Below are 18,777 nucleotides of genomic sequence, written 5' to 3'. Positions count from 1 at the left end.
CTTCCGGATTAATTCCATTCTACGACCAGCCTGGTCCGACAGCATAGCCGATCTTTTCCACGAGTTTGGCACGTTAATGGGCCAATTTCATTGCTTGCGCATCAAATTCATTCGTTTTTTAATAAAAAAATAATGCTGATCCGTCAGCGTACCAATAACTCATTAATGTATGAAAATGCATCAATAAATGCTTGTAATTGACACCAGCTATCGCACCGGTTTTATGCGCCGGAAACACCCGATCCGGTAACCAAATTAAACGGTGGCTGATCCTGGTCCGAAAGCGCATTTATAGATTTTCTGAATGGTCATCTTTCGGGCAGGATTAGCGGTATTTATCTGAATTTCGGAAAATAGAATGGCAGGCGGGGATGCGATAAACGGGTTGTTTACCAGGTTATTGGCTTCGGTTTAGCTCCAAAGAAGGAATCGCTCCGGCCGGTTTTTAGTCCGGCGAATTTGATATTTAGTAAGAGGTTCCAGCAGGAAATGAATGGACGGAAGTTGGTATATCGTGAACGTCTCCCGCGCTTAAGTGGCCTGCCTGTGCGCAATAAATCATGGGATTTGTAATGATTTATTGAGAGAAAAGAGTGCTTTTATTGAATATTTTAATCCATGTTTAATCTTTCAAATTGAGTAACGGACCGGAAATGCGTATTTATCTCTAATCGTAATTATGACACTATTTTTGAGTATCCCGGAAATGATTACTCCATTGAATTAAAAATTATATTTAATTTAGCAGGAGTAATCACCTGAAGTATGTCCAAACTTATTCAACTCACAACTCACTCGTCAGAGAAGGGAGACCTTACCGTTTTTGAAAAAATACTACCTGGTGAAATTAAAAGGGCTTTTTACATCTATAATGTAGCTTCAGTATCCCAACAACGGGCGTTACACGGCCACCGGAAAGAGTCGAATGCCCTGATTGCCATTACGGGAGAGTGCCGGATTTTTGTGACCAACGGAATCGAAGAATCATATTATAACCTGAATAAACCCAGTGAATGCCTGGTGATTGAACCCGGCGATTGGCACATTATTGACCAGTTTACGAAGGAAACCGTCCTGCTGGTGATGTCGAACGAGACATACGACCCCTCCGACTACTTCTTTGACCGTCCATGATTCCACATTTAGACCTCAAACAGGTAAACAAACCGTATTCGGAATCGCTGCAGGCAGCCGCCAGCCGGGTTCTGGCTTCGGGCTGGTATGTGTTGGGGCGCGAAGTGGAGACGTTTGAGAGGAATTTTGCCGACTATTGCGGGGTAAAACATGGGATTGGTGTTGGCAACGGACTCGATGCTATTCATCTGATTTTCAGGGCACTGGACTTTCCGGCGGGAAGCGAAATCATTATCCCGGCGAATACCTACATTGCGACGGTTCTACCCATTACCGCCCTGAGTCTGGTACCGGTTTTTGCCGAACCGGACGCGCGCACCTACAACCTGGCCGCTGCTCAAATTGAACCCCTGATTACCGAAAAAACCCGGGCCATTGTGGTGGTTCACCTCTACGGGCGCTGCTGCGACATGACTCCCATTCAGGAACTGGCCGCAAAATACAACCTGAAAATCATCGAAGACGCGGCCCAGGCGCACGGAGCAACGTACCAGAACCGGAAAGCGGGGAACCTGTCCGATGCGGCAGCCTTTAGTTTTTACCCCACCAAAAACCTGGGCGCTCTGGGTGATGCCGGAGCGGTTTTGACCAATGACGACGCGTTGGCCCATCGGGTAAGGCTGTTGCGGAACTACGGCTCCGAGCAGAAATACATCCACCAGATTCAGGGAATGAACAGTCGGCTGGACGAATTGCAGGCGGCTCTCCTCGGGGTGAAATTACCGCATCTCGACGCTGACAATCGGCGTCGGCAAGCCATTGCGACCCGTTATCTGGCCGAAATTAAGCATCCGACGCTCAGTTTACCCCCGTCCGATCACATTCACGAGGATGTCTGGCATCTTTTTGTGGTTCGTCATCCGCAACGGGATGCATTTATGTCGTATCTTCATCAGAAAAATATCGGTACGGTTATTCATTATCCGGTAGCTCCCCATGAGCAGGACGCTTACGCTGACTACCGGCATCTGGAATTACCTTTGACCGAACATCTACACCGGGAAGTGTTAAGTTTGCCCCTCAATACCGTGCTGACGAATGTTGAGGTGGACTATATTATTGAAACAATCAATAACGCCCCCAATTGATGCTACTCTCTGTCATTATCCCAGTCTACAACAGTGAACGCACCATCTTTCCGCTGGTGGAATGCCTCACGTACGAGTTATCCGCGTATGATTTTGAGATTGTGCTGGTCAACGACGGCAGCCGGGACGCGTCCGAAGACATCTGCGAAACCCTGACCCAAACCTTTGAACAGGTTCAGTTTGTTTCACTGCGCAAAAACTTTGGCGAATTTCACGCCGTCATGTGCGGTTTGAACCACGCGCGGGGTGAATATTGCGTCATTATTGACGACGATTTTCAGAATCCACCGCAGGAAATCATCAAGCTGTTGCGCGAAGCGCAGCAGGGCGATTATGATGTGGTTTATTCACAATACGACAAAAAAGAACACGTCTGGTTCCGAAACGTGGGCAGTTGGCTGGTCAACCGGCTGACGACCTGGCTGCTCCGGAAACCGTCCGACCTGTACCTGTCGAGTTTTAAATTGCTGCGGCAGGAAATCGTTCAGGAAATCATTCAGTACAACGGCCCGTATCCGTATCTGGACGGCCTGATTTTCCGGACCACGCGCAACGTGGGCCGCGTAACCGTACAACACGAAAAACGCCAGGAAGGAGGCTCCAACTACACCGTCCAGCGGCTGATTTCCCTTTTTCTGACGATTCTTTTTGGTTACTCCGTTCAGCCGCTCCGGTTGTTGACCACGCTGGGGATCTTCATGATTGGCTTCAGCGTTGTGGCGGGTCTGGCCGAAATCGTCGGTTCATTATTGACCCAACACCTGCCCCTGACCGACCATTTGATCTGGCTTACGGTTTGTCTCTGCGGGGGCATTCAGCTTTTTGGGATGGGCTTACTCGGCGAATACGTCGGTCGGCTTTTTATGATGCAGAGTGGCCTGCCGCAGTACGTCATCAAATCGGAACATTTCAACTATGATCGGAAATCGGGACGAGTACGAAAGTATGTATCAAGCAGAGCGTAAATTATGGTGGTATCGCGTTCTGCACAACAAAGTAATTCGTCAAATTCAAACCGTTTTTCCGACTGATCAGTCCATTCGCATTCTGGATGCCGGTTGTGGCACCGGCGGTTTGCTCGATGCCCTCCGGCAGGCAGGGTATTTGAATACCCTGGGTTTCGATGCTTCGACCGATGCGGTTTTCTTTTCCCGGGAGCGAAATCTGCCGGTTGAACTCCATAATCTGTTGGATATCAACTCTTTTCATCCCAGTGAAAGCTTCGATGTGATCATCTGCGACGACGTGCTGTACTTTTTCAATGACGAACAGATTCGGCATATTCTGGGCGTCTTTCGGCAACGACTGCGTCCGGGCGGTATTTTTATCAGCAACAACAATGCCTTTCCGGCCCTGCGCGGCACCCACGACATTGCCCTGAACATCTCCCGGCGGTTTGTGAAAAAAGAACTGGCGGATTTTGCGGGACAAACCGGTTTTTCGTTGAAGCAGGTTTTTTACTGGAATTTCCTGCTGACCATTCCCATCTGGGTTGTCCGCAAGATTCAGTTGCTGGTCTGGCGACTGAATCCGGCCCGGCCGGTTCATTCCGATGTCAATCAGCCGCCCCACTGGCTTAACACCCTGCTGCTCAACATTCTCCGTCTGGAGGAACGGCTATTCCGAAAACCGCTTTTTGGCAGTTCGCTTTTCACCGTAATGCGCTGATGGAAACCGTTGTTTACGCCCTTCCTTTCCGGCTTTTCATCGGATTTCTGCTGGTGGGCTGGAGTTTCATACTTGGGTGGAAAGTGCTTTTTCGCGATTCATTTCCGAATCTTTCCGGGCGTGCTTTGTGGGTAATTTCATTTTTGCTTTTTATCGGCATTCGAATCCTTTACGCGCCGGATCGGGAACAGAATATTGATACGAGCACCTGGATGGCAACGGCCTTGACCGTCGGAAAAGCCAGCGATCCGCTTTACACCTTACTCAACTATTCCGACGGCCGCCCGCTGGCAGTTTTGCCGCTGGCGATTGCCGAACTAATCGGCATTCCGCTCGATTACCGGCTGACCGATCTAATCGGCGTTCTGCTTTGGTGCATCACGCTCTGGTTATTCGGGCGAATCCTGAAAAAGTACCTCGCCGAAGAAATGACGTTGGCGTTGATCTGGCTTCCCCTGCTGCTGCTGAGCATGGTCTGGAATGATTTTGCCAGTTTCAATACCGAAGTCACCGGCAATTTGTGGCTAATCCTGGGTCTTTCCGGGCTGCTGCGTATCCGTGAAAAACCGGTTTGGGCGGTTGCAGGCATCGGATTCTGGCTGGGCTGTTTGCCATTCGTGAAGTTCCAGACCGTGCCGATGGGCGTCGTTCTGGGCTTACTCGGTGTCTGGAAACTCTACCAGGCCCGGCGGTTTTCGGCTTTGCCCGCCTTGCTGATCGGAGCTTTGTTACCGGTTTTGCTGTTAACGGCTTATTACGCCGGGAAAAACGATCTGGACTCGTTTTGGGGCGATTATTTCAGCAATTATTTCGTTTATTCCTACACCACCGAATACTCGGATTTGTCGCCTGGGGAGCGGTTTTCGCCGGTCCGTATCGTTCGTTATTTGCTGCATTCGTACCAGTTTTTCCTGTACTGGATTGGGATCTTCGGGGCTATTCTGGTCGGGCTTTTCATGCAAATTCGCCGACCGGTTTTAGTTGCGACCGATCAAAAAGAGCGGTTTTGGTTCGGGCTAATCTGGCTGGTGGCCAGTTTTTATGCGGTTTTGCAGGCGGGGAATAATTACACCCATTACCTGCTATTTCTGGTTTTTCCCAGCTTGTTTCTACTTTCCGTTCTGTGTAGTACGTTTGATGTGGCGATTACGCAAAAAATCATTCTGGTAATTCTAGGAACGGTTTTGGCGCAGGCTTCGATCAACTGTTTTTTCCGAAAACCGCTCGACATTCACCCCGGCGAACCGTTGTTCCAGCGGATTTCGGCCGAAATCCAAAACCGCAGCCAGCCGGACGACGGTCTGGTGCTGTGGGGCTACGTCGACCGTCTCCACGCCTATTCCCGCCGACCGATGGGCTACCGAAATTCCAATGCGTTCTGGGTCTATTACCCGACCTCGACACAAGCTTTCCGAATGAAGGAATTTCTGAGCGATCTGGAACAAAACAAACCACGCCTATTTGTGGACGTGATGACGCCCCGCATCTCCATGTTTGCCGACAAAGCCTACCAATTCGAAAATTATCCGTTGGTTAAAAACTACATCAGCCAGCATTATCAGTTGGTGAAAACGATTGAGGATGTGCGAATTTTTGAGCGGAAACCGGCCGCGATCACAAACTAACCGCCTGCTGCCCTTCCTTCAACGCAACGGTTTTTCCTTTCCATTTCAGCGTTCCGGTCAGGCCTTCGGGCAGCGTAATGGTGCCTTTTAATCCGCCGGTGGGGGTTTTGTCGAACCGCACGGCAATCTCTCCCGCCGGGTGCGGCATGGCGCCTTCCGCAAATTGCAGATTGCCGAGGTAGGGCGTAATGACGACCGTTTCAAAACCGGGTGAAGCGGGATTGATGCCGCAAACCGTCGACAGAAATTCGTAATTCGGGGCGGCACTCCAGGCATGGCAGTCGGAGCGGGTCGGTTCGGGGTTTTCGGCGAAAGTCGTCAGGCCCAGCGCCAGCATGTCGTGCCAGGGTTTCAGCATCGGCAAGAACTGATCGGCCATCCCAGTTTTTTTCAGCGCCTGAAACAGGTAGAATTTGAAGTAAAACGTCGCCTGAATCAAACTGGGATCGCTCATGATTTTCTGCATCAAGACCTTTTGCTGCGCCACCGGCACGGCGTCGGTCAGAATGGCCCAGATGTTGGCGTGCTGGCTGAAACCGGTTTTGTCGGGCGTGTCGGCCATCAACCCCCGGCCCGCGTCCCAGCAGCGGTCGTAGACATTTTTCGCCAGCCGGATGCCCACCAGGCGGTAATGTTCGGCCTGCTGGTTTTTACCGTAGTGATAAAACAGTTGCGAAATCCGCTGCATGGTGTAGGCCTGTTGCAACGTCAGAATGGCCGAACCGCCTTTCCGCGCACCTTTCGGTACTCCGCCCATGCCTTCCTCCGGGGCGTCCCACTTCGACCAGTCGACGAAATTCCACCATTCCAGTGGGCCGTTCAGGCCGTTGGTCGCCAGCCGTTTTTCGTGCCAGTCCAGCACACTGACAATACCGGGCATCATGGATTCCACGAATTTATCGTCTTTGCGGTGCATCCAGTAATCGTAAACCATGCTGACCCAATAGAGTGAAAACGGCGGAATGACCTGAAAATCAGCACTCGGGTAGCGGCTTTGCGTCAGACCGTCGTTGAAGCGACTGTGGTCGAAATCCGCGATGGCTTTCCGCATCAGCCGGTCGTCGCCCGTCACGTAGAGCGAAATGAACGACTGAATGCGGGTGTCGCCGGTATACTGAAACTGTTCGTAATATGGACAATCGTAATAGGTTTCCCCGGCGCAAAGCCGCGCCGTCCGCCAGCCGACGGCCCAGATGTTCTTCAGGCTTTCGTCGCTGCTGGCAAACCGGGCTTTTTCCTGAAACGGATAACCCGTAAAATGGCCAATCAGGTCGTGGATTTCCAGCGGTTCGCCTTTGGTTTCAATGGTGATTTGTACGTACCGGTAGGTGCGGAACAGCAACGGCCGGAAGGTGCGTTTCTGCTTGCTGCCGTCGCCGATGAACTGATCCTCAAAGCCGTATAATTGCTTGCCTTCCACCTGGTTGCGGTTTCCTTTCTGCCGCTTTTCGTCCATCATGGCTTCGGCGTAGGCCAGCGTGATGACGGCATCTTTGCCCCGGCTGACGGTCAGTTCCGGATACGCATTGGTCAGGTAACCCTGATCGAGCAGGATAACAGCTTTGTGGTTGCGGTGAACGGTAAAGGCGTTTTTCCCCTGTAAAAAATCATCGTCTACATCGACGCCTTCGGCCCGCCGAACGGTCGTGAGCCGGAGCGGAGTTTCTTCCATCAGCGGGATGGTGCGCGGCACCAGATTCCAGTTGCCGTCGGTTCCCAAACCGCGCGGTTTTGCGGGCCAGCCGACCGGTTTTGCGGGCAACCAACCGGCGTCGTCGAAGGTGGTTGCTTCCCAGCCCCAGGGATATTTAGCCGCATCGACCCGGTCGCCCGCGCCGATGACGATGTACGTCCGCAGTTTCGGAATGTCGTTGATCACCGGCGAATAGGCCGGATTCTGAAGAATTTTCCAGGTATTATTGGTATTGACCACCTGTTCGGCGTCGCCTTCGCCCTGCACGATAAACCCAAACTGGTAGTTCATCTGCGCAAACGGCGCGTATTCGGCCATGTAGGTCACCACGGCGGCCAGGGTATTTTTGCCGGCATTCAGGTAGGGCGCAATATCGACGGTTTCGTAATTCCAGTTTTGGAGATCGCTGCGGGCCGGGCCGGAAACCACGGCTTTGCCATTGACAAACAGCCGGTAGCGGTTATCGCCGGAAACGTTGATCACGAAGCGACCCGGTTTTTGCGCCAGCTCAAAACTCTTGCGGAAATGATACACGCCATAAGCCCGAATTGGTGCCGTCGGGTGGCCAATCCACTGCGCTTTCCAGAAATCGGTTTGCCAGCGGGACGGTTCGCCGATGCGATTGGGGGCAACGGGTGCAGGGGTTTGGGCAAAGGAAAAAGAAGTGAAAAGGATGAAGCAAAAAAGCAGCCTGGTTTTCATAAAAGCGTGAGCTGGTCAGAATCAGCCTGCAAGATAAGGACAAATCCGGGCTATCGTGTTCTGTGCCTACCCGTTGATACGCTGTCGGCATCGAATATTTTACCGGAAGAAAACCGGTTTGACAAAATTGGGAATTTATCGGTCACTAAAACGTGACTTTTGTGATGATAACCAACCTTTTGCTTTGTAATAATCATAAAATTGTATCTATTTTAATACCTGATTGACCGGATTTGTTTGTGTGCGATTGCAAGTCTCAACGTGTACGGAAAAAGTATGATTAAAACGTGTACTCTTTTTATCCTGATTGTGTTTTGGGCGACACTATCCTGTGAAAAAATGCCTTATTCTTCCTCCGACCACATTGCCTGGGCCGACAGCGTAGCCGAACGAGCCACCAACCTCATGGATGGAAAAGATGCGGCTGTCTCCCTTCATTATCTGGATTCGGCATATCAGGCATTGCCCAATCCCGGCCTGGGCGATTTATGGAAAAAATACAATGTCAAAGCCAGCTATTACAAGCATTATGACCATAATCTGGTCAAACGGCGAATGTATGTGGATAGCATGCTGGCCATTCTGGAAAAGGCAAAAACCGCCTACCGGAATGAATATGCTCACTCGCTTTATGCGCTGGCCAATTTGCTGGAGGAAGAAAAGAAATACAACCAGGCCTTCAAGCAGTATTACGATGGCAGAAACTTCTCCAAAGGCATTCTGGACAATTGCAGCATGAGCGATTTTACGAGTGCTCTGGGCGTGATCCGGTACCGGCAGGAGCAGTACCGACAGGCGATTCCCTATTTTAAACAGGCTTACGACGAAGTTGCTTCGTGTTCGAATCCGATTTTTCAATACGGTTTTATTCAGCGCCAGAGTGTTCTGAATTCGATTGCCCTGTGTTTCGAAAAATCCGGCCGGCCGGATTCTGCCGTGGTCTACTACAACCGGGCGCTACACTTTATCAAGGCGAGCCTCAACCAGTACCCTCACAAGCGTGATTTTATTACCACCGCCCGCGCCGTTGTGGAAGGAAATCTGGGCGGAGCTTATGCCAAATTGAATCAATTTCAGGAAGCCGAAGCGCATTTGCTGACCAACATCCGGCTCAACGACCGGCCGGGATTTTCGATTGAAGATGCCCAAACCGGTAAAATCAAGCTGGCCCGCTTATACATCAACCACAATCGGTTGCCCAAAGCGAAACCGTTGCTCGACCGGCTGGGAGCGGACCTGGCGTCGGGTCGTGGCAAAAGCATTTCCCACGGTGCTATCTGGGAAAATTGGTACCAACTGAAAGGACTCTATTACGACAAAGCGGGTGATATTGCCGGCGCTTACCGGTTTTCAACGAAATACCACGCCTACCGCGACTCCCTGGATCGGCTGGATGCCGGACTTAAAAAAGTGGACATGGATCAGGTGCTTCGGGAGCACGAGCAGAAATACAGACTTTCGATGCTGGAGAAAAGCGGTGAACTGAAGACGAGTTATGTGATCGGCCTGTCGGTTTTTCTGGCCATGGCCCTGTGTCTGATTTTCGTCATCTGGCTTTTTTACCACCGCTCCCGCACCAACGTCAGGAACCTGACGGAACTCAACAGCCAGATGCAGCGGACGCTTTCGGCACTCGAAAACAGCCAGCGGGAAAATGCCCGGCTGATGAAAATTGTGGCCCACGACCTGCGCAACCCGATCGGAGCGATGTCGTCGATGGCGGAGATGATGCTGGACGACGATAACCGGGGCGACGATGACCGGGAGTTTCTGAAACTCATCAAAGATTCCGGCAACAACTCGCTGGAACTGGTCAACAACCTGATGCACATGGATGGCTCGTCGAAAGAGCATTTCAAACGGGAAGAGGTCAACCTGGCCGATCTGGTTCAACAGTGTGCCGATATGCTGGCGCATCGGGCCGCCCAAAAGCAACAGCAGATCCGGTTACAGCTTAAACCGGCCGTGCTTCGGCTTAATTACGAAAAGATGTGGCGCGTGGTGAGTAACCTGCTTTCCAATGCCATCAAATTCAGTCCGGTGGGCTCCGTCATTGACCTGTCGATCGAAACCGGTCCGAAATGGGTTCAATTAAGCGTCCGGGACAACGGGATCGGCATCCCACCGGAAGTTGGTGATAAAATTTTCGATGTCTTTACCGAATCGAAACGCAAGGGAACTGCGGGTGAAGAATCGTTTGGCCTCGGTCTGTCGATTACCAAACAGATTGTGGAAGCCCATGCCGGGAAAATCTCGTTCGAAAGTGTTCCGAACCAAGGTACTACGTTTCGGATCAGGCTTCCGGCAGAGTAAGGACCGGTTTTCAAATCCGCTCAATCAACTCCGCTACCTTCCGCACCGGTTTTCCGGTGATGTGGTCGATGATGGCTTTCGCGTGGTCGCGGCCGTTTTCGATGAACACTTTTTCGGTGTAAATGCCCGCCATGACCGTCCCGCAAACGTATAAACCCGGCACGTTGGTTTCGAAGGTTTCCTTGTCGTAGGTCGGCACCTGGGTTTCGGGATTCAGCGTCACACCGCATTCTTTCAGTAAGTCGGCGTCGGGAATATAACCGGTCAGAATCAACACAAAGTCGGCGGGGAGTTCGCTTTCTTCGCCCGTTTGCAGGTTGGTGGTGCAAACTTTCCCCGGTTCGATGCGCGTCACGCAGGTGCTGAACCGGGTGTGAATTTTTCCTTCTTTCACCCGGTTTTTGACGTCCGGCACCAGCCAGTATTTGACGGTTTTCCGAAAATCGTCGGCGCGGTGCACAATCGTCACGTGGGCATCGGCGCGGTATAGTTCCAGAGCCGCTTCCACCGCCGAGTTCGACGCTCCGACGATAACGACGTTCGTGAATGAATACGGAAACGGTTCGTCGTAATAATGGGTGACGTGCGGCAAATCTTCGCCCGGTATGTTCAGCCAGCGGGGTTTGTCGAAATAACCCGTTGCCAGAATGATTTTACGGGCCTGATAGGTTTTATCGTTGGTGGTAAAAACCGTAAACAGCTCTTTGGGTTCGGCTTCCTCCTCGTCGGATGACTGGTAGCGTGTAACGTGTTTTACTTCCGTGAACAGCTTGAAATTCAGCTTATAATAACCGGCTACCTTGCGGTAATACTGCAGGGCTTCGGTCCGGTTGGCTTTGACGCCCGCAATCGGAAACGGAATGCCGCCAATCTCGATGTTTTCGGCCGTCGAAAAAAACCGCATCATTTTCGGATACCGTCGGATCGACTCCGTTAGGCTGCCTTTTTCCAGAATCAAATGACTTAACCCCGCTTTGGATGCTTCGATTCCGGCCGCCAAACCGCACGGCCCCCCACCAATGATAATCACGTCGTACATAGTCGTTACCCCCTTGTGTCAGATTGCTAAGTTAAGAATACCAAATTTAGCCAAAGAAGTTCTGATCCCCGGGCTTTTTTCCCTATTTAAGCCCTGACAGCGGTCGAAGACCCCGTCGGCGGCTTTAAAAAATCAGCAAAATAAAGCGTTGATAAAGGCAATAAATTCTCAACCGGCGACGACATAGCGGCTTTGCGAATGGGATCGACGAACACCCCCGGTTTTTATTTCCTCAGAAATGGCTTAAATTTGATCATACAGGCAAACCGTGCGGGATGGATTTACCAGCCGGTTATTCGTCTGTAGGAATGAATTCCCGTAAAGTATGTCATCTGTACTTATTCTTTTTGCGCATCCTGCCTTAGAAAAATCCAGAACCAACCGGCTTTTGCTGAAAGCCTGTCAGTCGGTCGAGGGGGTCACGGTGAATGACCTCTATGAAGAATACCCGGATTTTGACATCGACGTCGACCGCGAACAGGAGTTGTTGCTGGCTCACGATATCATCATTCTGCATCACCCGTTTTACTGGTACAGCTCGCCCGCGATGGTGAAACAGTGGCAGGATCTGGTGCTGGAACACGGCTGGGCTTACGGGCGGGAAGGAAATGCGCTGGTTGGCAAAAAAATGCTGAACGTGATTACGACCGGCGGCCCCCGGAGAGCCTATGAGGAAGAAGGCTATAACCGCTTTACGCTGCGGCAGTTTCTCGCTCCGTTCGATCAGACGGCTTTTTTGTGTAAAATGATCTACCTGCCGCCCTTTGCCATCCACGGAACCCACCGGCTGACCGAGCCGGAAATGCGGCAATATGCGAGCCAGTATAAAAGCCTGCTGACGATGCTGACCACCGATCAGATCGACATCGAAGACGCCCGAACGCGTCAGTATATGAACGAATTTATTATCGATTAACCGACCTTATGAATCAATCCGTACTTCTTCAGGCCATTGTCTATTTAGCTTCCGGGGTCTTTTTTGTTCCAATTGCCAAACGCTTGGGGCTGGGCTCGGTGCTGGGCTACCTGCTGGCGGGCGTCATGATCGGCCCTGCGGTTTTAGGCTTAGTCGGCAAAGAAAGTCACGATATTATGCATTTTGCCGAATTCGGCGTCATCATCATGCTGTTTCTGGTCGGGCTGGAGCTCGAACCCGAGCGGCTCTGGAAACTGCGCATGCCGGTGTTGGGCATGGGCGGTTTGCAGGTGCTGCTCACGGCGGTGCTGACCGGCGGCCTTGCCCTGACGACCGGTTTGCCGTGGCAGCCGTCGCTGGCGCTGGGCATGATTCTGGCGATGTCGTCGACGGCCATTGTGCTGCAAACGCTGAATGAAAAAGGGCTTATGGCAACGGCGGCCGGGCAGAATACCTTTGCGGTTTTGCTGTTTCAGGACATTGCCGTGATTCCGATTCTGGCCATTATGCCGCTGCTGGCTACTTACCCGGTCGCTTCGGCGGCCGATCACCACGCCCATGCGGCACTGATCGACAGCCTGCCCGGCTGGCTGCGGCCGTTTGCGGTGGTGGGCGCGGTGGTCGGTCTGGTATTGGTGGGGCGGTATGTGATGGGACCGGTTTTTCGGATTATCGCCCAAACCGGTTTGCGGGAAGTATTTATTGCCACGGCCCTGCTGATGGTGGTGAGCATTTCGGTGCTGATGGAAATGGTGGGTTTGAGCCCGGCGCTGGGTGCGTTCGTTGCGGGTGTAGTGCTGGCCAACAGTGAGTACAAGCATGAGCTGGAAAGCGACATCGACCCGTTCAAAGGCTTGTTGCTCGGGTTGTTTTTTATCTCGGTGGGAGCCGCCATCAATTTTGACCTGATCCTCGAAAAACCGCTGCTGGTCGTCGGAATCGTGATCGCCGTGATGATGGCTAAAGCGGTGGTATTAGCGGTTTTAGGGAAAATATTTAAACTAAAAACCGATCAGAATCTGCTGTTTGCGCTGGGCCTTTGTCAGGTGGGCGAGTTTGCGTTTGTGCTCTTTTCATTCGCTTCGCAGAACGGTATTTTGTCGAAGGAAATAGTGGATATGATGACGGCAGTCGTGGCCATCAGCATGGGCCTGACCCCGCTCGTTTTTCTGGCCAACGAGAAACTGTTGTTACCGCGAATCGGTACGAAAGAAACCGAAGAAAAAGAGCAGGATGCCATTGAGGAAAAAAACGCGGTGATCGTCGCCGGTTTTGGTCGGTACGGTAACATCGTCGGGCGGTTTTTACGGGCGAATAACATCGGGACGACGGTGTTGGATTTTGATTCGGACCGGGTCGATATTTTGCGAAAACTGGGCATGAAAGTGTATTACGGCGATGCGTCCCGGTATGATTTACTGGAATCGGCTGGTGCTGCGGATGCTAAACTGATGATTATTGCGCTGGATTCGCCGGAAAAATCGCTCGATCTGGTCGAAACCGTCAAAAAGCATTTCCCGCATCTGAAAATATTGGTAAAAGCCGTCGACCGCGACGATTCCTACGAATTTATGGAGGCCGGTATCACGCACATTTACCGCGAAACCATCGACAGTTCACTCCGGATGGGCGTCGATGCGATGACGCTGCTGGGCTACCGGGCCTATCAGTCGCAGCGGGCCGCCCGCCTGTTTCTGAAACACGACGAACGGAACATGGGCGAACTGGCCGCGCTCCGGCACGATCGGAAACAGTACTTCAGCAGTGCCCGGCAACGCATTCGGGAGCTGGAAGAACTGCTCAGTTCGGACGAAAAAGACCGCTGGCTGAAAGACGTCGAAGACGGCTGGGACCCCGAAACCTTACGGAACGAAGTCCGGCAAATGTTTCCCTGAAGAGTAGCGTAACGTTTCCACGCTCAACGACAAAATTTCTTGCCATTTCAGTCAGTTCTTTTGACTGATTAACAGTATATTATCCTCTCGTTTCGATTTTTTTTTGCGTTGAACCACTGACGCTTTACCCCTTACCCGGATAAAGAATTAAGCGGGTGGAAAGCCTGTGCTTTTCAGCCTGTATATTTCTTAAAAAACCTATTCCCATGACGTACGAAGAATTCCGCAACCGCTACCATTACGAACCCGGCAAGCTTAGTTCGCCGGAAAACGACGAAGATTTCGGACGCCTTGGTGAAGGCGGTTTTGGTTCGGTTTTCAAAGGCTGGGACACCATCGAGAATCAGTGGGTGGCCATCAAGGTTTCGAATGTCCGGACCGAGCAGCGCGATCTGTCGCTCAAGCGGGAGGTCGAACTCGCCAACCAGATTCCCCGGCACGCCAACATCGCCCGCTACGAAGTCTGCGAGCGGTTTACGACCGTCTTTGGGGTTGTCGACATGGCCGTATTGAAATACTACAAAGAAGGCAATCTGGCCGAGCTGCTCCTGAACAAGACGCTGACGCAGTCCGAAAAGGACGATATCATTACCGGAATCCTGAGCGGTTTGGCGCATTTACACCGCCACCAGATGGCCCACCGCGACCTGAAACCGCAGAATATTCTGGTTGCCCGCACGCCCTACGGCAAGTACGTGCCGCTAATTACGGATTTTGGGCTGAGCAAGATTGTCCGGCCCGACGACAATCTGGTGATGTCGATGGCCTTCCTGAATTCGACCATCGCGGGTTCGGTTTACTACATGGCACCGGAGCAGTTGAAGAATGGCCGGATGCATTTCAACGTCGATCTGTGGGCTTTCGGGGTGATTCTGTACGAACTGATGACCGGCAAAAAACCGTTCATTGCCGACAGCGAAGCCGGTTCAGAAACCGAACGAATCCAGATCATCCAGCGAATCAACGAGGTTGCCATTCCGGCGCAGTTCGACCGGATTCCGGAACCGTACCAAACCGTAATCCGGCAATGTCTGGTACACGACATCGATCAGCGGGTTCAGAAAGCCGAGACGCTGTTACGAATCCTTTCGCCTTTGGAACCGGAACCGATTGAGCCGCCCGTTATTTTACCACCAGTTGTCACTGCCTACGACGAACAACGTTCGTTCAGCGAAGGCTATGCCGCCGTTCGGATCGGCCCCCGCTGGGGCCTGGTCAATACCGCCGGAACGCTGGTGGTACCCGTCGAGTTCGATTCGATCACCGACATTGAAGATAAAAAAGCGCTGGTTCGAAAACAGGGACAGGCATCGCGTATCCTGGTCAACGGAGATACGTACCAGTTGGTGCAGCCCGGTCAACCCCGTCAGGAGGCCCGTCCAATGCCTGTTCCTCCTCCGCCCGTAGTCTTACCCGCACCGGTACCTTTGCCCGGCCCGGCCCCTCTGCGAAAAGATGCGTATTTCCCAATACCGCCGGTGCTTCCTTCGTCCGGTGCGTTGCGGCAGGCCTACATCGTGGTGGCCGTCGGCATTGGCTTGATTCTGTTCGGATTGCTGTTGCTGAGTATGGTTTCGAACGGTGTGTTTTCCTCCAATAGCGACTCCGGTTATGGAAGCTACAATGCTGAGCCGAACCCAAACGAATCGAGCTCAGGTCCTGAAAAACCGGTTTTTGGCGGGTTTGTGAGTACGCAACTGGTGAAAGGACAGGATTTTACCGTCGAAGTGCCGCGTTCCATGCAGTCGGTCACCAACCTGCGCGACGGTGCGGAAGTTCAGTATTCGAATCCCGGCCAGGAGTTGTATCTGGTGGTTTTTACCGAACGGGTAGCGGATGTCGAGGCTAATAAAATCTATAATCTCGATCAATACCGGAACTACACGACGATCAACAGTGAAACCTTTCGGACCCGCAGCCAGTCCGACGTAGGTTCCACCGATGAAGGAATGCAGTACATCATCCGCGATGTCGATTACGTGAAAAACGGAAAAAGCATTCCGCTGTACTGCATCAACGGTTTTTACAAGTCGTCGGACAAGTATTACCAGGTTTTTGCCTGGACGCTAAAATCCAACCAGTCGGATTTCGAAACCGATCTGCTGCACATTGTCCGCTCGTTCCGTTTGAGCTAATTAGGTATCAATCAACCATTAACCGAGTCGAAATTATGAATGCTGTTATTTTGGTAAGTGCCGCTAATAACGTCGCGCAAATCGGATTCCTGATGGTCTGCGCCGGTGCCCTGCTGATCAGTGGAGTGCTCATCACCGCCCTCTGGAAAACCTTCGAGAAAGCCGGCGAACCGGGTTGGGCCGCTATCGTTCCAATTTATAACACCCTGACGTTGCTGCGCATTGTCGATAAACCCTGGTGGTGGCTGTTGTTGATGCTGATTCCGTACGTCAACATTGTGATGCTGGTTTGGGTTGCCAATTTACTGGCAAAGCGGTTTGGGAAAACCGAGGGCTTCACGGTCGGACTATTATTTTTGCCCTTCATCTTTTACCCGCAACTGGCCTGGGGAAAAGCCACCTTCCAACGTCCTGCTCAGCCAGCGGTTTGAGTCATTAAAACCGGTCATTTTTAGCCACTATCCCAAAGGATACCGGTATCCTTTGGGATAGTAGTATCTTTTGAATAGTGACTGATTGTAATTTTACCGCAACTAGAACGCAGCACTTCCGGCGAATGACCGGAGGTGTTTTGCACGTAACCAAATTACAATCATGAATACGAAAACGAAACAGATTATCACCGTCATTTTTACGGTTATCGCCAGCGGTATGACGATACTGAGTGGCATTATGAAATTAATGGGCGGCAACGAAGTGGTGGATGGCCTGACCAAGGCAGGTGTCGGGCCGTATATCCCGGTTTTGGGAATCATGGAAATTACGTTCGCGGCCCTGTTCATTTACCCCAAAACCATGAAGCTGGGGTTCATCCTGTTGTCGTGTTACTTCGCCGGAGCGATGGCGACGGATCTGTCACACGATAAACCGCTGGCGAACGCCGGAATGGTGCTGGTGCTGGTCTGGATTGCGGCTTTTCTGCGCGACAAATCGATTTTTCTGCCCACCACCACAAGCTTGCGGGAGCAGGTGTGAGTTAGGAATGATCCATGTAAAATGCGGAACGTCGACTGTAAAGGTGCCCGGTTTTCACCACTTTTATAGTTAACGTTCCGCATTTTACATGGATCATTTTTTTTATTTTCAAACGGCCAAATGAAGGGTCGGATATTACGGCTTAACACTTCCAGAACGACTCGTTCATGTCCATAAAATCCCGCGAAACGAGCCACGCAACAACCTCCAAAAGTCAAATAACAGTCAATCAATCCCAGTCAATTAACTACCGTATTTTTTATTTTGATTGATCAACCGGGTTGATTGACTGCTTCTGATTACCAGATTGTTCTATTTTTAACTATTTGCCAAATGCTCGTTTAATGGACTCATGTGATTATCAATAACTTTTTGGTAATTTGGGTAACATAAGATTTGATTATACAACAGATAAAATGTCGTTTCGAAGGCTGACTGACAAGCAAAACCAATTATATACCTTCATAGACGAACTCCTATGGCAGGAATGGGACCCTATTGGAATCAATGATTGCTTTGAAGTAAGGGATGAATATTCGTCTTATGCTGGCCAGGTCTTTAACTTGGTTATACGTGGGGCAACTGTTGAGGAGCTAGCCCAGAAATTACTATCGATTGAGCAAGAGATGATGGGATTATTGGGCAACATAGAGAAGAACTCAGAACTAGCAAGAAAGGTGATTAGAGCCGCTGAAGAAGTTGCTGATTAACATAAAAGCACTTACAGAACCTCTGTAGAAGAAATGCAATTTCTATATCAACCCCTCATTGGTATTTGGTAAAGAAAACGTCCTTATTTTTTCTCGCTTGTGAATACTTTTTCAAAATCTTCCAACAAACCCAAACTTTTTACTTCTGAAAACTTGAACAGAAACTTAAACGAGAAGTATATGCCAAGTAAGGCACCTGCACTTAAAACCACATTTTTTATACTTGCGGGCTCCTTGGAAGTAACAAATGAATAACAGATTATACCTGCCACAAAAAGGGGAAAGATCCAGAATGGTATGGTAACTACTTGGTTTTTGGGTGTCAAGGTTATTTCTGTTGTCGAATCATCGATTGGTGAGATTTTGCCCATAAATTTAATTCCACCGCCAGTTGTAGCGATTCCACCTGCTTGGCGTATTTTGAATATACTTTTTTCTTGATCAATGAATTGCCCCTGTATATTAAAGCGTATATCCCACATTACCTGTCCGAATGTCCGGTCAAATACTTGCTGCAATCGTTGGCGAGTCGTTTCTATTGATTCGTAAATAACGAACTTGTAAAGGGGTGATTTAAATTGCTTTTCAATCTTCATAAATTGTTCAGGTCGATGTTGCCAATCGTCAAAAATACTTGGTTACACTCAAATTGTATGTATTCCAGCAGGTGGTTAATTTATACATGTCAATCACGCATGTAGAGAGTGTGAAAGCCCTAAATTCAAATTTAGCTTCAATCTCTTTTAAGTAAATTAAACGTCCGATTCACAACTTATTAACCACTCTCTTATGAACTCATCAAGAATATTGCAGCTTTTTTCATAATTTGAGAAGCATGAGATTTGATTGAATAACTGTATTAAAATATGAGGAATACCACAGAG

Annotated in this window: 15 protein-coding genes; 12 read left to right on the top strand and 3 right to left on the bottom strand. The window is 50.7% G+C overall.

Translation table 11 applies throughout. The annotated features are described in order from the left end of the window. Positions 1–765 precede the first annotated feature (765 nt). Genes EHT25_RS30235 through EHT25_RS30215 form a run of 5 tightly spaced genes read left to right on the top strand, consistent with a single transcriptional unit; the run spans position 766 to position 5,515 of the window. A complete protein-coding gene (locus tag EHT25_RS30235; RefSeq protein ID WP_124879194.1) occupies positions 766–1,134 on the top strand; it encodes a sugar 3,4-ketoisomerase in 369 nt (122 codons plus the stop codon). Then, a complete protein-coding gene (locus EHT25_RS30230) occupies positions 1,131–2,222 on the top strand; it encodes a DegT/DnrJ/EryC1/StrS family aminotransferase (RefSeq protein WP_124879193.1) in 1,092 nt (363 codons plus the stop codon). The genes EHT25_RS30235 and EHT25_RS30230 overlap by 4 nt, the downstream gene beginning before the upstream one ends. Continuing rightward, positions 2,222–3,187 carry a glycosyltransferase family 2 protein gene (locus tag EHT25_RS30225; protein ID WP_124879192.1) on the top strand — a complete coding sequence of 322 codons (966 nt, stop codon included), beginning with the start codon at positions 2,222–2,224 and terminating at the stop codon, positions 3,185–3,187. Before EHT25_RS30230 ends, EHT25_RS30225 begins: the two co-directional genes overlap by 1 nt. After that, positions 3,168–3,890, top strand: coding sequence for a class I SAM-dependent DNA methyltransferase (locus EHT25_RS30220; protein WP_185731541.1), 723 nt, complete (start codon positions 3,168–3,170; stop codon positions 3,888–3,890). The genes EHT25_RS30225 and EHT25_RS30220 overlap by 20 nt, the downstream gene beginning before the upstream one ends. Further along, positions 3,890–5,515, top strand: a complete 1,626-nt coding sequence (locus EHT25_RS30215; RefSeq protein WP_124879190.1) for a hypothetical protein — start codon at positions 3,890–3,892, stop codon at positions 5,513–5,515. Before EHT25_RS30220 ends, EHT25_RS30215 begins: the two co-directional genes overlap by 1 nt. On the opposite strand, the gene EHT25_RS30210 is transcribed toward EHT25_RS30215, so the two are convergent. Continuing rightward, on the bottom strand, positions 5,505–7,910 hold the full coding sequence (locus tag EHT25_RS30210) for a family 78 glycoside hydrolase catalytic domain (RefSeq protein ID WP_124879189.1): 2,406 nt from the start codon (positions 7,908–7,910) through the stop codon (positions 5,505–5,507). The genes EHT25_RS30215 and EHT25_RS30210 overlap by 11 nt on opposite strands. Before the next feature lie 339 nt (positions 7,911–8,249). On the opposite strand from EHT25_RS30210, the gene EHT25_RS30205 reads away from it, so the two are divergent. Next, complete coding sequence (locus tag EHT25_RS30205; protein WP_185731540.1) at positions 8,250–10,223, top strand: tetratricopeptide repeat-containing sensor histidine kinase; 1,974 nt, start codon at positions 8,250–8,252, stop codon at positions 10,221–10,223. Positions 10,224–10,233: 10 nt separating this feature from the next. Here EHT25_RS30205 and EHT25_RS30200 read toward each other — a convergent pair whose 3' ends face one another. Continuing rightward, positions 10,234–11,262, bottom strand: a complete 1,029-nt coding sequence (locus EHT25_RS30200; protein ID WP_124879187.1) for a YpdA family putative bacillithiol disulfide reductase — start codon at positions 11,260–11,262, stop codon at positions 10,234–10,236. Positions 11,263–11,587: 325 nt separating this feature from the next. Between EHT25_RS30200 and kefF the strand changes: the two genes are divergently transcribed. The 6 genes from kefF (at position 11,588) to EHT25_RS30170 (ending at position 17,893) form a co-directional block, all read left to right on the top strand. Next, a complete protein-coding gene (gene kefF / locus EHT25_RS30195; RefSeq protein ID WP_124879186.1) occupies positions 11,588–12,178 on the top strand; it encodes a glutathione-regulated potassium-efflux system oxidoreductase KefF in 591 nt (196 codons plus the stop codon). A gap of 8 nt (positions 12,179–12,186) precedes the next feature. After that, complete coding sequence (locus tag EHT25_RS30190) at positions 12,187–14,073, top strand: monovalent cation:proton antiporter-2 (CPA2) family protein (protein WP_124879185.1); 1,887 nt, start codon at positions 12,187–12,189, stop codon at positions 14,071–14,073. A gap of 206 nt (positions 14,074–14,279) precedes the next feature. Further along, on the top strand, positions 14,280–16,208 hold the full coding sequence (locus EHT25_RS30185; RefSeq protein WP_124879184.1) for a serine/threonine-protein kinase: 1,929 nt from the start codon (positions 14,280–14,282) through the stop codon (positions 16,206–16,208). A gap of 35 nt (positions 16,209–16,243) precedes the next feature. After that, positions 16,244–16,639 (top strand): DUF5684 domain-containing protein, encoded by a 396-nt coding sequence (locus EHT25_RS30180; protein ID WP_229311851.1) that lies wholly within the window; start codon positions 16,244–16,246, stop codon positions 16,637–16,639. A 163-nt stretch (positions 16,640–16,802) separates the two neighbouring features. Beyond that, positions 16,803–17,183, top strand: coding sequence for a DoxX family protein (locus tag EHT25_RS30175; protein ID WP_124879183.1), 381 nt, complete (start codon positions 16,803–16,805; stop codon positions 17,181–17,183). A 416-nt stretch (positions 17,184–17,599) separates the two neighbouring features. Continuing rightward, entirely contained in the window at positions 17,600–17,893 is a 294-nt protein-coding gene (locus EHT25_RS30170; protein ID WP_124879182.1) for a hypothetical protein, read from the top strand. A gap of 83 nt (positions 17,894–17,976) precedes the next feature. Here EHT25_RS30170 and EHT25_RS30165 read toward each other — a convergent pair whose 3' ends face one another. Next, on the bottom strand, positions 17,977–18,489 hold the full coding sequence (locus EHT25_RS30165) for a hypothetical protein (protein WP_124879181.1): 513 nt from the start codon (positions 18,487–18,489) through the stop codon (positions 17,977–17,979). Positions 18,490–18,777 lie beyond the last annotated feature (288 nt).

It is taken from the genome of Larkinella rosea, assembly GCF_003858635.1.
GTDB classification, from domain to species: Bacteria; Bacteroidota; Bacteroidia; order Cytophagales; family Spirosomataceae; genus Larkinella; species Larkinella rosea.
Note: the sequence above shows the minus strand (reverse complement) of the source record. Positions and strands in the feature narration are given on the sequence as shown.